General features: G+C 62.3%; 14 protein-coding genes. 8 read left to right on the top strand and 6 right to left on the bottom strand.

Annotated elements, in window-relative coordinates:
• Positions 1-175: 175 nt before the first annotated feature.
• The gene (locus ACPPVP_RS14125) at positions 176-1,420 is read right to left on the bottom strand and encodes an ABC transporter substrate-binding protein (protein WP_426535180.1); all 1,245 of its coding nucleotides are present in this window, start codon (positions 1,418-1,420) and stop codon (positions 176-178) included.
• An 82-nt stretch (positions 1,421-1,502) separates the two neighbouring features.
• The gene (locus tag ACPPVP_RS14120; RefSeq protein WP_426535178.1) at positions 1,503-2,324 is read right to left on the bottom strand and encodes a putative hydro-lyase; all 822 of its coding nucleotides are present in this window, start codon (positions 2,322-2,324) and stop codon (positions 1,503-1,505) included.
• Between the two features lie 120 nt (positions 2,325-2,444).
• Between ACPPVP_RS14120 and ACPPVP_RS14115 the strand changes: the two genes are divergently transcribed.
• From ACPPVP_RS14115 to ACPPVP_RS14095, 5 genes are read left to right on the top strand one after another with little or no spacing between them, the layout of a single operon-like run.
• Complete coding sequence (locus tag ACPPVP_RS14115; RefSeq protein WP_426535176.1) at positions 2,445-3,362, top strand: LysR family transcriptional regulator; 918 nt, start codon at positions 2,445-2,447, stop codon at positions 3,360-3,362.
• 42 nt (positions 3,363-3,404) lie between these two features.
• Entirely contained in the window at positions 3,405-4,655 is a 1,251-nt protein-coding gene (locus ACPPVP_RS14110) for a Zn-dependent hydrolase (protein WP_426535174.1), read from the top strand.
• Between the two features lie 38 nt (positions 4,656-4,693).
• Positions 4,694-5,608, top strand: a complete 915-nt coding sequence (locus tag ACPPVP_RS14105; RefSeq protein WP_426535172.1) for an NAD(P)-dependent oxidoreductase — start codon at positions 4,694-4,696, stop codon at positions 5,606-5,608.
• A 51-nt stretch (positions 5,609-5,659) separates the two neighbouring features.
• Positions 5,660-5,794, top strand: a complete 135-nt coding sequence (locus tag ACPPVP_RS14100; protein ID WP_426535170.1) for a hypothetical protein — start codon at positions 5,660-5,662, stop codon at positions 5,792-5,794.
• Positions 5,795-5,830: 36 nt separating this feature from the next.
• Positions 5,831-5,971, top strand: a complete 141-nt coding sequence (locus ACPPVP_RS14095) for a suppressor of fused domain protein (RefSeq protein WP_426535168.1) — start codon at positions 5,831-5,833, stop codon at positions 5,969-5,971.
• A 51-nt stretch (positions 5,972-6,022) separates the two neighbouring features.
• Here ACPPVP_RS14095 and ACPPVP_RS14090 read toward each other — a convergent pair whose 3' ends face one another.
• Together ACPPVP_RS14090 and ACPPVP_RS14085 are read right to left on the bottom strand one after the other, a co-directional pair.
• Complete coding sequence (locus ACPPVP_RS14090; protein ID WP_426535166.1) at positions 6,023-6,946, bottom strand: alpha/beta fold hydrolase; 924 nt, start codon at positions 6,944-6,946, stop codon at positions 6,023-6,025.
• 172 nt (positions 6,947-7,118) lie between these two features.
• On the bottom strand, positions 7,119-8,198 hold the full coding sequence (locus tag ACPPVP_RS14085) for a tartrate dehydrogenase (protein ID WP_426535164.1): 1,080 nt from the start codon (positions 8,196-8,198) through the stop codon (positions 7,119-7,121).
• Positions 8,199-8,374: 176 nt separating this feature from the next.
• On the opposite strand from ACPPVP_RS14085, the gene ACPPVP_RS14080 reads away from it, so the two are divergent.
• Positions 8,375-9,151: an SDR family oxidoreductase gene (locus ACPPVP_RS14080; protein ID WP_426535162.1), complete on the top strand. Its 777-nt coding sequence runs from the start codon at positions 8,375-8,377 to the stop codon at positions 9,149-9,151.
• Between the two features lie 43 nt (positions 9,152-9,194).
• Here the strand turns inward: ACPPVP_RS14080 and ACPPVP_RS14075 are convergent, their stop codons facing one another.
• Together ACPPVP_RS14075 and ACPPVP_RS14070 are read right to left on the bottom strand one after the other, a co-directional pair.
• Positions 9,195-9,878 (bottom strand): hypothetical protein, encoded by a 684-nt coding sequence (locus ACPPVP_RS14075; RefSeq protein ID WP_426535160.1) that lies wholly within the window; start codon positions 9,876-9,878, stop codon positions 9,195-9,197.
• Between the two features lie 114 nt (positions 9,879-9,992).
• A complete protein-coding gene (locus ACPPVP_RS14070) occupies positions 9,993-10,844 on the bottom strand; it encodes an alpha/beta hydrolase (protein WP_426535158.1) in 852 nt (283 codons plus the stop codon).
• 106 nt (positions 10,845-10,950) lie between these two features.
• Here ACPPVP_RS14070 and ACPPVP_RS14065 point away from each other — a divergent pair, with 106 nt between their 5' ends.
• Both ACPPVP_RS14065 and ACPPVP_RS14060 read left to right on the top strand, forming a co-directional pair.
• Complete coding sequence (locus ACPPVP_RS14065) at positions 10,951-12,372, top strand: amidase (protein WP_426535156.1); 1,422 nt, start codon at positions 10,951-10,953, stop codon at positions 12,370-12,372.
• 150 nt (positions 12,373-12,522) lie between these two features.
• Positions 12,523-13,845, top strand: coding sequence for an MFS transporter (locus tag ACPPVP_RS14060; RefSeq protein ID WP_426535154.1), 1,323 nt, complete (start codon positions 12,523-12,525; stop codon positions 13,843-13,845).
• Positions 13,846-13,853 lie beyond the last annotated feature (8 nt).

The raw sequence follows: 13,853 nt of genomic DNA, 5'->3' as shown, positions 1-13,853 counted from the left end.
CGCACGTCGTCCCTGCCTAGTGCGCATTGCGCACGGGCGCAGGGACCCATAACCACCGGAGTCGCATTTGAACGAAGGACGTGAGGCCACGATGAATCCGATGCTCCTCGGCGTATGGGTCCCTGCGTCCGCAGGGACGACGCTGCGTTTGTGATGTCTCGCCAAAGAGTGACGGCTACTTCATCGGCCAGACGGCTTCGGCAATCGCAGCCTGCGGCGGGAAGATGGTGACGAACTTGCCGCCGATATATTGCAGCAGCACCGGGTCGGCGTCGTTGTTCTGGCCCATTTCGTCGAACTTGACGCGCTTCCAGGGCATGATGGTCTGCTCGCCCGGAATGTCGGTCGCCACCAGCGCCTCGCGGATCTTTTCGCCGTCGGTCGACTTGGCGCGGTTGATGGCTTCCGCCATCACCAGCAGACCCATGAACTGCCGCGACGTCAGGTCGTTGAAATCCTTGCCCGACTTCTCCTTGAACATCGCATTGACCTTGCCGACCATCGGCCGCTTGGCGGCGAGATCGAGCGAAAAGCTGCCGCGCGAGATCACGCCTTCGAGCTTGTCGCCGACCGCGTCATACAGCGCCTTTTCGGAGAAGCCGGCGTCCTGCGCCACGATCGCGTTCGGCTTGTAGCCGAGTTCGGCCATGGTCTTGACCAGCAGGATGCCGTCGGTGGTGTAGCTCGAGGGCATCAGCACGTCGGCATTCGCGGTCTTGAGCTGCTGCACTTCGGCCGACAATGACGGCGAGTTGGAGCGATACTTGATGTCGGTGGCGATCTTGTAACCGCGATCGGCCGCCAGCTTGAGCTGGGTGTTGGCGGAGTCGGTGCCGAAGATGGTGTCCTCGTGGAACAGCGACAGCGTGTCGATCTTGGCGCCCTTCTTCTTCATCGCGTCGAAGAAGTTGAACATGGCGGCCGAGAACATCTCGTCATGGGGAGCGGCGCGGAAATAGTACTTGAGACCGCGGCGGTGCAGGCTCGGCGAGGAATTGTCCGCCGAGATGAACGGGATCTGGTAGCGCTCGCAGATCTGGCTGACGGTAACGGCGACCGCGCTCTGGTAGGTACCGATGACGGCGCAGACCTTTTCCTGGGTGATCAGGCGTTCGGTCTCGGCGCGGCCCTTCTGCGGATCGGCCTGGTGGTCGGCGAAGACGAGGCGGATCTTGGCGCCGCCGAGGCCGGGCAAGCCTTCGCCCTTTGCCAGCGGCAGATCGAAATCGTGGTCCTTGTTGATGATGTCGAGCGCGGTCTCGTACGACTTCTGCGCATCGACGCCCATCTGGGCGCTGGCGCCGGAGAATGGATAGATCACGCCGATCACCACTTCGGAAGTCTGCGCGCGGGCGGCGATCGGTCCGAGCGCTGCGGCGGCGGTAGCTCCAAGCAGCACATTTCGGCGCGAGATGTTCATGATTGTATCCTCTGTTGGTCGGCAGCTATCGATGAAACGGGCGAAGGTTACGGTAAAGCCTTAATGATCAGCAGGAACTGCATCAAAGCACGGCAAGCTGTTTGTTCAGGAGATCGGTCACCAGCATCAGCCCGGGCGCGTGCGTGATGGCAAACGGCACCCTGGCGGCCGCGATCACCGATTGCGGCGTGACGCCGCACGCCCAGAACACCGGAATTTCGTCGGCCCCGACCGGCACCGCATCACCGTAATCGGGCTTGTTGATGTCGGCGATGCCGATCGCATGCGGATGGCCGAGATGAACCGGCGCGCCGTGCACGGAGGGAAAGCGCGTGGTGATCTGCACCGCGCGGATTGCGTCCGCCGGCTTGAACGGCCGCATCGACACCACCATCGGCCCCGCGAACGGCCCCGCGGAACCGCAGGCGATATTGGTGCGGTACATCGGCACGCGCAGCTTGCGCTCGATGTGGCGGATCGGCAGCCCCTCCGCCAGCAATGCCTCTTCGAAGGAATACGAACAGCCGATCACGAAGGCGACGAGATCATCACGCCAGTGCGCCATGATGTCAGTCGGCTCCTCCACCACTTCGCCGTCGCGCCAGACGCGATAGCGCGGCAGGTCGGTGCGGATGTCGAGATCGATGCCGAGCGCGGGGATCCTGGGATCGCCGGCATCGGACATGCCGATGATCGGGCACGGCTTGGGATTGAGCTGGCAGAACCGGTGGAACGAACCCGCGAGCTTCTCGGGCAGGATCACGAGATTGCCTTGGACAAAACCGTCGGCGACGCCGGCGGTGGTATCAGCCATGCCGCTGCGACAGGCGTGCCGGGCGGCGACGCTCGGCGATAAATCCGCCGTATCGTGGCCGGGTTGCTCCGTCCTCGCCAAGCTGGTCATCGTTGTCCCCGCGTCCATTCTTGTCGACATCTACTCCCGCATATGGCTAAGATAATGTCTAATCGTCTTTTCTAATCAATTTCGATAAATTAAAGTTATCAATCTGCGGGCAGAGGGTGCATGACTGATTTCAAGGCAATTGAGACCTTCATGTGGGTGGTGACGCTCGGCAGCTTCCGCGGCGCCGCCCAGAAGCTCAACACCACCCAGCCCGCGATCTCGCAACGGATCGCCGGGCTCGAACGCGAGGTGGGCGTAAAACTCCTGCAGCGCGACCGCCGCATGGTGCTGCCGACGCCGAGCGGCCGGCAGTTGATGGTCTATGCCGAGAAGCTGATCGGGCTGCGCTCGGAAATGCTGGCTGTTGTCGGCGACCGCTCGGCGATGCGCGGCGTGCTGCGGCTCGGCGTCGCCGAGACCATCGTACACACCTGGCTGACGCAGCTCATCAAGAGCGTCAATCACACTTATCCCAACCTGACACTCGAAATCGAGGTCGACATCACGTCGAATTTGCGGACGCGACTGTTGGCGCAGGAGATCGAACTCGCCTTCATGCTTGGCCCGGTGACGGCGCCGACCGTCAGCAACCGCGTATTATGCGATTATCAAGTAGGCTTTCTGGCCAGTCCGTCGCTCGGCCTTGGCAACGGCAGGTTGACGGTGCACGATCTGGCGAAGTTTCCGATCATCACGTTTCCGCGCAAGACGCCGCCTTACGAAATCGTGCGCTCACTGTTCAACCGACCCGACCTGCCGCCGATGCGCCTGCACGCCAGCGCCTCGTTGGGCACCGTTATCCATATGGCGATCGAAGGCCTCGGCATCGCCGTCATTCCGACAGCCATTGTCGAAAGCGAAATGGCCGATGGACGACTGCAATTGCTGTCGACCAACCTGCAGATACCGTTGTTGACGTTTTCGGCGAGCTGGCTGGCCTCCCCGGATACGGTCGCGGTCGAGCGCGTGGCCGAACTCGCCGCCAATCTCGCGCAGGGCGGCGTCATTGTTGACGCGCCGCGCGAGGCGCGTCATTGAAAAAGCGCGCCCTCGCCTATCGTCTGAACTTCGGAACGGCCAATGACAAAAATCGCCTCCAACCTGCAAATCGACTCCGCCCGGCTGTGGGGCACGATTCACGAAACCGCCAAATTCGGCGCCACGCCGAAAGGCGGCGTGCGGCGGCTGACACTCGGGCCTGAGGACAAGCTGGTGCGCGACTGGTTCCGCAACGCCTGCGAGGCCGCGGGGCTGGAAGTCCATGTCGATGCGCTGGGTTCGATGTTCGGGCTGCGCAAGGGCCGCGACATGTCGAAAGCGCCTGTCGGCCTCGGCTCCCACCTCGACACGCAACCGACCGGCGGCAAATATGACGGCGTGCTCGGCACGCTGGCGGCGCTGGAAGTGGTGCGTACGCTCAACGATGCCGGGATCGAGACCGAGACACCGATCTGCATCTGCAACTGGACCAACGAGGAAGGCTCGCGGTTTGCGCCGGCGATGATGGCATCGGCAGCTTATGTCGGCGATTTCACTACCGACGACATTTTGTCGCGGAAGGATGCCGAGGGCGTCACGGTCGCGCAGGCGCTCGACAGCATCGGCTATCGCGGCGCGACGGCGGTGGGAACGCAGAAATTCTCCGGCTTCGTCGAACTGCACATCGAACAGGGGCCAATTCTCGAGGCCGAAAACAAGACCATCGGCGTCGTCGATTCCGGCCAGGGCGTGCTGTGGTATGACGGCAAGATCACCGGCTTCGAGAGCCATGCCGGCTCGACACCGATGCCCTTGCGGCGTGACGCGCTGGCGACGCTGTCGGAAATCGTGCTGGCGATGGAGGCCATTGCCAGCAAGCACGGCCCGAAGGCCGTCGGCACCGTCGGCGAGGCTGTTATTGCCAACCCCTCGCGCAACGTCATTCCCGGCGAAATCGCCTTTACGGTCGACTGCCGCAGCGCGGATGCCGCCATCATGGATGCGCTGGACAAGGATTTGCGTAGTGCCATTGCCGAGATCGCGGCGCGGCGCAAGGTCGACGTCCAGTTCGACCTGATCTGGCGCAAGCCGCCGACGCATTTCGATCCCAAGCTGGTGGATGCGGTGGAGAGCGCGGCGAAAATGCTCGGGCTGTCGCATCGCCGCATCACCTCGGGCGCCGGCCACGATGCCTGCAACCTCAACACCGTGATCCCGGCGGCGATGGTGTTCGTGCCCTGCAAGGACGGCATCAGCCACAACGAACTGGAAGACGCTACGCAGGCCGATTGCGCGGCGGGCGCCAATGTGCTGATGCATACCGTGCTGGCGCTGGCCGGCGTCGCGTCCTGAGTAACAGACTGGCTGATAAACATAGTTGGGGAAGTGCCATGCGTGGAGTTTTCGTCGACGCCAATGAATCGCTAGCCGTGATTTTTGAGCGGCTTCACAAACAAGGCGATCCCGAGGTGCGGATCAACCGCGATCCCGATATCAAGCCGGAGGATTATCCTGCGATCCTTGATGGCGCCGAGATCGCGATCGTCGATCACACCGCGCTGCCGACCGACATTGCGAAGAAGTGCGCCGGGCTCAAGCACGTCGTGTTTCTCGGCACCGGCGCGCGCAGCTACATGAACCCGGACGAACTTGCCGAGACCGGCATTCACGTGCACCTGATCAAGGGCTATGGCGATACAGCCGTCGCTGAATGCGCGATCTCGCTGATGTGGGAAGGCGCACGCGGGCTCGCCAAGATGGACCGCGGCATCCGCGCCGGCAACTGGCTGCGTGACGACGGCATGCAACTCACGGGCAAGACGCTGGGCCTGATCGGTTTCGGCGGCATCGCCGCTGAAGTCGCGCGCATCGCGCTCGGCTCCGGAATGCGCGTCATCGCCTGGAACCGGTCGAAGAAGAAATTCCCGAAAGTAGAGTTTCTCGATTACGACGAGGTGCTGACCGAGAGCGACGTAATCTCGATCCACCTGCTGCTCAACGACGAGACGCGCGGCATGATCACGCGCGCCTGCATCGAGGCGATGAAGCCCGGCGTCATCCTCGTCAACACCGCCCGCGGCGCCATCGTCGACGAGGAAGCGATGATCGACGCGCTGCAATCCGGCCAGATCCGTCATGCCGGCCTCGACGTCTTCAACATCGAGCCGCTGCCGGCGGATCATCCGCTGACGAAACTCGACAACGTGACGCTGTCAGCGCACTCCGCGTTTCGCACGCCGGAAGCGAGCGAGAATTTGATGAGCGCTGCGTGGGAGCATTGCCGGCGGATCGTGAAGGGAAAGTAGACGCGGCCTTCCCTTCTCTCCTCATGTCCGCCGAAGCCTTGGCGAAGGCGGATGTGGGAGAAGGTGCCGTCGATCGACGACATCTGGTTCGGGTTCGGACATCCCCTGCCGATGCCGGCACCGCCGGTCGCTGGCACGGATTTCAAGACGTTCCTGTTCCTGACGCCGATCATCGCCCCGGACTAGCGCATCGCGGAGACGCTTGCGGTTGCGGGCGATCCGGTGGAGATCCTCACCGTCAACCTGATTTCTGACCGCGAGTATGAACTGATCAAGCGCGACGGGCTGGACACGTTTCTCGACCTGCTCGACGAGAACGATTACCCGGCGATTTTCGACCCGGCGCGAAAATCTTACGTGTGATTCATCGCGAGCCGCGAAATGGCCGGTAGGGCGCGGAGTAATCCGACCCGTTCAGCGAGGTGCACGCCGCAGGAAGTCCCGGATTTCACGATTTACCAATGTCGAATGGGATTGCATCGGGAGGTGACCAGCGTCATCGATCCGGACCACGACTGCATTCGGTGCATAGTCGTGGAGTTTATCCAGCAGACCGGGCAAGCCCACAGGGTCTTGCATTCCCCACAGAACCAGAGTTGGAACATCGACCCGAAGTGATGTGGTAGCGGGAGGCTCTGCTACACCGGCAAAGAACCGGACAGCAAGGTCCGGCACTTCTGTGTGAGCTGCATCGGAGACGGAAGAAGGCACCTTGATGGGATCGGCGCGGTAGTAATTGTACCACGTCGGATAAGGGGCAATAGCAGCGTAATAATCGCGTTCGTATTGCGATGCCTGAATTTGCGCCGGGCTATTGCGAATCTCACGGAGCAATATCGCAGGGTGCGGCGCATTGAGAATGACCAACCGTTCAACAAGATTTGGATAGGCAGAAGCAAACACCCAGGCAATGTAACCACCCCAGTCATTGCCCACCAGAATGCACCGCTCACGGCCAAAATGCCGAAGCAGGGCACGCACGTCACCCAGCAATCTCGGCATGGCGTAAGCCTCGACTGCCTCCGGTTGACCTGATGGCGCGAACCCTCGCAAGGCGGGAGCTACCACCATGTGGTCTCGGCTAAACTCGGCGAGCTGGCTTGCGTAAATCGTCCAAGAGTCCGGGGCGCCGTGCAGAAACAACATCAGCTCGCCTTCGCCTTCCCGGACAAAGTACAGCTTCACTTCGTCGCCGTCGGCGTAGCCCTCCACCGGGCTGGTTTGACATGCGCCCGGGTGCGGCCAAATGGTCACCGAAGCGAAAGCCGCCAGCGTCAACCTGGCACTCACCGTAAGCAGATGTCGTTTATCAATAGAGGGCCGGAGGACTGTACGCATATCACCTCGCCGCCCCGATTGGCCGAGCGCAAATCATTTATCCACGGAGACCGAGCCTTTGTCCGTGTCGCTGCCGCTGCGCCTCCAGCGCCGATGCAAAGCACGGCGCTCCAAGTGACGGCGGCCAAAGGCCGCCTATTCCACCTTCTCCCACAAGGGGAGAAGGAAAGAATTAGTCCACCATCTCAGCCACAGCCTTGCCGCAAGCGGTCGTATCCGCGTTGCCGCCGAGATCCCGCGTGCGCAGCGTGCGTTCGCCCAGCGTGCGTTCGATCGCGCCGACGACCGAGGCCGCGGCTTCCTTCTCGCCGAGATGCTCCAGCATCATCGCACCCGACCAGATCATGCCGATCGGGTTGGCGATGCCCTGCCCCGCGATATCGGGCGCCGAGCCGTGCACGGGCTCGAACACCGACGGGAAATTGCCCTCGGGGTTGATGTTGCCCGACGGCGCGATGCCGATGGTGCCGGTGCAGGCCGGGCCGAGATCGGAAAGAATGTCGCCGAACAAATTGGAGCCGACCACGACGTCGAACCAGTCCGGATGCAGCACAAAATTCGCGGTGAGGATGTCGATGTGGTACTTGTCCCACTTCACCTTGGGAAAATTCTTCGCCATCGCCTCCACGCGCTCGTCCCAATAGGGCATCGTGATCGAGATGCCGTTGGACTTGGTCGCCGAGGTCAAGTGCTTCTTCGGACGCGACTGCGCCAGCTCGAATGCGAATTTCAGGATGCGGTCGACGCCAACGCGCGTCATCACCGTCTGCTGCGTCACGAATTCGCGGTCGGTATCCGGGAACATGCGGCCGCCGACGGAGGAATATTCACCTTCGGTATTTTCGCGCACCACCCAGAAATCGATATCGCCGGGCTTGCGGTTGGCGAGCGGCGACGGCACGCCGGGCATCAGCCGCACCGGACGCAGGTTGACGTATTGATCGAACTCGCGCCTGAATTTGATCAGCGAACCCCACAAGGAAATGTGATCCGGGATTTTCGCCGGCCAGCCGACCGCGCCGAAATAGATCGCGTCATGCTTGCCGATCCTGGCCTTCCAGTCCTCCGGCATCATCTCGCCGTGCTTTTCGTAATAATCCCAGGACGCGAAATCGAAATGATCGAAATGCACGGATACCCCGTGCTTTTTCGCCGCCGCCTCCAGCACGCGCAGGCCTTCCGGGATCACTTCCTTGCCGATGCCGTCACCGGGAATGACCGCGATCCGATACTGCTTTTTGGCACTGCTCATCGAGGGTTTCCTTGGCTGTTTGTCAGCCGGCTAATGCCGGTTATTTGATTGCCTTGCAATGGACCAAACCTGCCCCTTGCGCAACGCTGCACTGCAATGTTGACCGCCATGGCGCCACAAGCCTAACAATTTGCGGCCCCCTGTTTCTACCTCCCCTCACCCAAGCGAGAAATCCCATGGATCTGCACCTGCGCGGCAAGCGCGTCCTGATCACCGGCGCCTCCAAGGGCATTGGCGCGGCTGCGGCCGAAGCCTTTGCCGAAGAAGGCTGCGACGTCATGCTGGCCGCCCGCAACGGCGAGCAGTTGAAGGCGCTGACCGAGCGGCTGCGCTCGACGCACCAGATCGGCGCCACCGCCCATGTCGTCGACCTGCGCAAGGGCGAGGACATCGCCAGACTCGTCAAGGAAGCCGCCGATATCGACATCCTCGTCAACAATGCCGGCGACATCCCGGGCGGCTCGATCGACAAGATCGACGAGGCGACCTGGCGTCACGCCTGGGAGCTGAAGGTGTTCGGCTATATCAACCTCACCCGCGCCATCTATGCGCAGATGAAGGCGCGTGGGCACGGCGTCATCGTCAACGACATCGGCGCGGCCGGTGAAAAGTTCGACGCCAACTACATCTGCGGCAGCGCCGGCAACGCCGCGCTGATGGCGTTCACCCGCGCGCTCGGCGGCAAGAGTCTTGCCGACAACATCCGCGTGGTCGGCATCAATCCGGGCCCCGTCGGCACCGACCGCCACGTCACGCTGCTGAAGACGCGCGCCAAGAGCCAGTTCGGCGACGAGAACCGCTACAAGGAATTCCAGAAAGGCTTGCCGTTGGGCCGACCCGCGCATGCGCGCGAGATCGGCGACCTGATGGCGTTCCTGGCCTCGGACCGGTCTGGATATACTTCAGGCGTGATCTTTACCGTGGACGGCGGGCATACGGCGGGGTGGGGTTAGGCCCCCCGTCATTGCGAGCGAAGCGAAGCAATCCATATCCTTGCTAGGACCCCCCGGATTGCCCCGTCTCGGAGACTATCATCGGGCGCGCGTTCGCGCGACCCATTGGCTTGTCGCATGACGGCCTGCAGGACGCAGACCAAGTCTCACCACGACGGCTGCGGACTGCCCTTCTCCCAACGCTTGATCGGCTCGAACAGCAAGGGTCCAAAGATCTCAAGCCCGGAATAACCACATAGAAGGCAAGTGTACCGATGATGAATCCAATCAGCGCGTCGAAAGTATGCATGCGTATGGTTGGGAAGAATATGGCTACAAGAACCAGCGCCTCGACAAAGTAGAGTGGCACCGACGTCAATCCCGGATTGGGCCGATAACCTGCGTTGTTCGGCAAGATGTGCGAAAACAATCCATCCGATATCCGGCATCCGATGAGTGCGCCGAGGCAAACGAACGCAAGCGGCGCGTGCCAGAGCACTGTACCGGTTATTCCAAGTAGCCCTACGATCCACAGTGAAATGGTTAGGCCGCCGAAGAATACGAGCCGTCCGAAACTATCCGGTATCTTGACCCCGGCGATCGCACCGAAATAACGCCACAACCGACCTTTGCGCTCTTGCAAGGAGTGCAAAAGCGTCAACGCAAGATCGGCGATCTGCAGAACCGCAATGGCGGCAACCGTATGACTGGAGCCAAGCAACCAGATGTTCTGGAGATCGTCGTTCATTCGGGAGCTCCGCTCGAACGCGCTTGGAGGATAGGTAGATAACTTCCGATTTGCAACTCAATCTTGTGGAGTTGTTCTGTCGCTTAGCCCATCTCACCGTGCGGTCTGACAGGCCTAACCCGTCGTCCGCTCGAACAACTGCCGGATCAGCGTGGTGATCCTCCCCTTCGGCGACATCATCTCGTACATGATGGTGAAATGGTTCGCGTCGGGAATTTCCTCGTACGTCACCGGCAATCCATATCGCGCGCGGTGGCCGGCAAAATCGGCGGTCTGCTTGCGCAGCAGCGGCAGTTCGGCGCTGCCGACCACCAGCGACAGCGGCTTTGGCGGGCCCCCCTCCTGCATCATCGGCGAGTTGCGGCGGGAGGTTGCTTCATCGGCCCGCAGTTTCTCGTTGAGATAGGAGTGGCGGATCGGCTCGAGATCATAGATGCCCGAGATCGCCATCCCCGCCCTCACCCTCGGATGCGACAGCGCCATCGAGGTCAGGTGCCCGCCGGCCGACCAGCCTGATACCACGATGTCGCCGGAAGCGGCGCCAAGCGCCGGCAGTTGTCCGGTGAGGTAATCGATACCGGCGTGGATTTCGGCGACGATTTCGTCCAGCGTGGCTTCGGGCGCCAGCGTGTAGCCGACCAGCGCCACATTGATGCCGTGCGTCATTGGCCCTTCGGCCATAACGGTAAAAACCTCCTTTGCCCGCGCCTGCCAGTAGCCGCCGTGGATAAACAGCAGCGTCGGCGCGCCGTCGGCCGCTTTCAGGAAATCGATCCGGTTGCGCTCGCGCGGCCCATACCGCAAGTCGATGTGCGCCGGGAAGCGCTTGCGCATGTCGGCAGACCGCTGCTCCCAGCCGGCCACCATATCGACGCTGCCGGGCACGGCGACGCCGTTATTGAGGCCAAGGTCGCGCGCTTCCTGGCTCATCGCACGCCAGTCCAGCGCGGAAAACAATGTCGTCATGCAGATATCTCCGGTCGGCCACGGCTTGCGCACATTCCACTTTGCCGGAAAATGTTCTACAGCACCACATGTGATCAAGAAACGGGTAACAAGCGGAGAGTGCGAAGTGGCTGATCAAGAACTGGTGCGTGAGACAGCGTGTGCCATCGTCGGCAAACTGAAGTCGGGCGAAGTTACCCCGCTCGACCTGCTCGACGTGCTGGAAAAGCGCATCGCCGAGGTCGACGGCCAGGTCAACGCGCTGCCGACGCTGTGCTTCGACCGTGCCCGCAAGCACGCCACCGCACTGATGAAGAAGCCGGTCTCCGAGCGCGGGCTGCTCGCCGGCCTGCCGATCCCGATCAAGGACCTCACCAGCGTCGCCGGCGTCCTGACCACACAGGGGTCGCCGATCTACAAGGATAACATCCCGGCGAAGTCGGACATCATGGTCGAGCACCTCGAAAACAATGGCGGGGTGGTCTACGCCAAGTCGAACACGCCGGAATTCGGCGCCGGCGCCAATACCTTCAACGAAGTGTTCGGCCCGACCCTCAATCCCTGGGATACGTCCCGCTCCGCCGCCGGCTCCTCGGGCGGCGCGGCGGTCGCGCTCGCCACCGGCACCGCGTGGCTGGCACACGGCTCCGACATGGGCGGCTCGCTTCGCAACCCCGCCAGCTTCTGCGGCATCGTCGGATTGAGGCCGAGCATCGGCCGCGTCGCGCATACGATAGCCGCAGCGATCGATCGCAATCTCGGCCAGCAAGGGCCCATGGCGCGCAATGTCGAAGACGTCGCGCTGCTGCTCGATGCCATGAGCGGCGAGCATCCCGCCGATCCGCTGTCGTTGCCGGTGCTGCCGAATTCGTTTCTTTCCGCTGCCCGTTCCGGCAGCAAGCCGAAGCGCGTCGCCTATTCGCCCGATCTCGGCATCACCCCGGTCGATCCGGAAGTCGCGGCCATCACTCGCAAGGCCGCGCAGCGCTTTGCGGAAGCTGGCGCCGTCGTCGAGGAAGCCCATCCCGACCTGCGCGAGGCCCATGAATGCTTCCACGTGCTGCGCGCGTTCGACTTTGCGCTCTCCAAGGCGGCGCTTTTGCGTACCAAGCGCGACCTGCTCAAGCCCGAGGTGATCTGGAATATCGAGGAAGGCCTGAAGCTGACCGTCGAGCAGCTCGAACGCGCCGAAGCGCAGCGCGTCGCCATGACCGCGCGTACGCTGGAATTCTTCGAGAAGTACGACCTGCTGCTGTGCCCCGCCACCATCGTGCCGCCCTTCCCGGTCGAGAACCGCTACGTCGCCGAATGCGCCGGCAAGAAGTTCGACAATTACGTCGAATGGCTTGGCATCGTCTACGCCATCACGCTGGTGTGTTGCCCCGCGCTGTCGCTGCCGTGCGGGTTTACCGCCTCGGGCCTGCCGGTCGGGCTCCAGGTGGTGGCGCCGCCGCGCGGCGAGGCGAAGTTGCTCGCGGGGTCGAGGGTGCTCGAGGACATTCTGGGCGTGCGCGACACGACTCCGATCGATCCACGGGCGCCGAAGTAGTCGCGATCGAACGCCGCCGCCTCGTTCTGGCGCGGCGTTCTCTGGTTCATCGCCGGGAACCCGGCGCGGCCCGTCGTCGTTACCCGCAGTTATACGCGGCGAGCTGATCCGGGAGAACAGGATCATACCTCGCCCGCCTGGAGACCGATCATGACCGATCAAGCCATCAAGGCCGCCGACACCAGTTTCGACATCCAGGATGTGGAGCGGCGGCTCAAGGCGATCTTTATCGGCTCGATCGGCAACCTCGTCGAATGGTACGATTTTTACGCCTACACCGCGTTCGCGCTGTATTTTGCGCCGGCATTCTTCCCGAACAGCGATCCGGTCGTGCAGCAGCTCAACGCGGCGGTGCTGTTCGCGGCGACGTTCCTGATGCGCCCGCTCGGCGGCTGGCTGTTCGGCTTCATCGCCGACCGCCACGGCAGGCGGCTGTCGCTCACGCTTTCCGTGGTCTGCATGTGCTTCGGCTCGCTGATCATCGCGGTGACGCCGACCTATGCCACGATCGGGATCGCCGCGCCCGCCATCCTGGCGCTGGCGCGCATCATCGAGGGATTGAGCCTGGGCGGAGAATACGGCGCCAGCGCCACGTATCTCACCGAAGTCGCCGATCCCAAACACCGCGGCTTCTATTCGAGCTTTCAATACGTCACGCTGATCGGCGGCCAGCTCACCGCGATCATCGTGCTGCTGCTGCTGCAAAAGGTGTTTTTGACGCCCGAACAGCTTAGCGATTGGGGCTGGCGAATCCCGTTCGTGATCGGCGCCCTGCTCGCAGTCTTTGCCGCGGTCATGCGGCGCAACCTGCATGAGACCGAGGCGTTCGAGGAAGCCAAGAAGCTGACAAAGCCGACGGGCTCGATCCGCGGACTTCTGAAATATCCGCGCGAGCTGCTGCTGGTGGTCGGTCTCACCGCCGGAGGTACCGCGGCGTTCTATACCTTCACCACCTACATGCAGACTTTCGTCAAGCTGTCCGTCGGACTCACCGCGGACCAGACCACTTTCGTGATCTTCGGCTCGCTGGTCTTCGCGACCCTGTTGCAGCCGATCTATGGCGGCCTCTCGGATCGCATCGGCCGCAAGCCGCTGCTGATCTTCTTCGGCGTCGTCGGCACGTTGGCGACGGTCCCGATCCTGACCACGCTGAAGGACACAAAATCGCCGTTCATGGCTTTCCTGCTGATCTGCGCCGCGTGGATCTTCGTCGCCGGCTACACCTCGATCAATGCCGTCGTGAAGGCCGAACTTTTCCCGACCAATGTCCGCGCGCTCGGCGTCGGCCTGCCCTATGCCATCACGGTATCGCTGTTCGGCGGCACCGCGCCCGCGGTTGCGCTCTATTTCAAGACAATGGGGCATGAGGACTGGTTCTATTATTATCTCAGCGGCATGATCTTCCTCTCGCTCATCATCTATGCGACGATGCGCGACACCAAACATGCGTCCGCGATGCATCGCCACGAGTGACTGGTCGA

It is taken from the genome of Bradyrhizobium sp. McL0615 (assembly GCF_049993905.1).
Taxonomy (GTDB): Bacteria; Pseudomonadota; Alphaproteobacteria; order Rhizobiales; family Xanthobacteraceae; genus Bradyrhizobium.
The sequence above is the reverse complement of the archived record's forward strand: the minus strand, read 5'-3'. Positions and strand labels throughout refer to the sequence as shown.

Bases quoted from the DNA above. Each gene is read 5' to 3' on its own strand.
- ACPPVP_RS14110 (WP_426535174.1), top strand. From the start codon at position 3,405: ATGACAAAAATCGCCTCCAACCTGCAAATCGACTCCGCCCGGCTGTGG.
- ACPPVP_RS14100 (WP_426535170.1), top strand. From the start codon at position 5,660: ATGTGGGAGAAGGTGCCGTCGATCGACGACATCTGGTTCGGGTTCGGA.
- ACPPVP_RS14080 (WP_426535162.1), top strand. From the start codon at position 8,375: ATGGATCTGCACCTGCGCGGCAAGCGCGTCCTGATCACCGGCGCCTCC.
- ACPPVP_RS14085 (WP_426535164.1), bottom strand. From the start codon at position 8,198: ATGAGCAGTGCCAAAAAGCAGTATCGGATCGCGGTCATTCCCGGTGAC.
- ACPPVP_RS14090 (WP_426535166.1), bottom strand. From the start codon at position 6,946: ATGCGTACAGTCCTCCGGCCCTCTATTGATAAACGACATCTGCTTACG.
- ACPPVP_RS14105 (WP_426535172.1), top strand. From the start codon at position 4,694: ATGCGTGGAGTTTTCGTCGACGCCAATGAATCGCTAGCCGTGATTTTT.
- ACPPVP_RS14115 (WP_426535176.1), top strand. From the start codon at position 2,445: ATGACTGATTTCAAGGCAATTGAGACCTTCATGTGGGTGGTGACGCTC.
- ACPPVP_RS14060 (WP_426535154.1), top strand. From the start codon at position 12,523: ATGACCGATCAAGCCATCAAGGCCGCCGACACCAGTTTCGACATCCAG.
- ACPPVP_RS14070 (WP_426535158.1), bottom strand. From the start codon at position 10,844: ATGACGACATTGTTTTCCGCGCTGGACTGGCGTGCGATGAGCCAGGAA.
- ACPPVP_RS14120 (WP_426535178.1), bottom strand. From the start codon at position 2,324: ATGACCAGCTTGGCGAGGACGGAGCAACCCGGCCACGATACGGCGGAT.
- ACPPVP_RS14075 (WP_426535160.1), bottom strand. From the start codon at position 9,878: ATGAACGACGATCTCCAGAACATCTGGTTGCTTGGCTCCAGTCATACG.
- ACPPVP_RS14125 (WP_426535180.1), bottom strand. From the start codon at position 1,420: ATGAACATCTCGCGCCGAAATGTGCTGCTTGGAGCTACCGCCGCCGCA.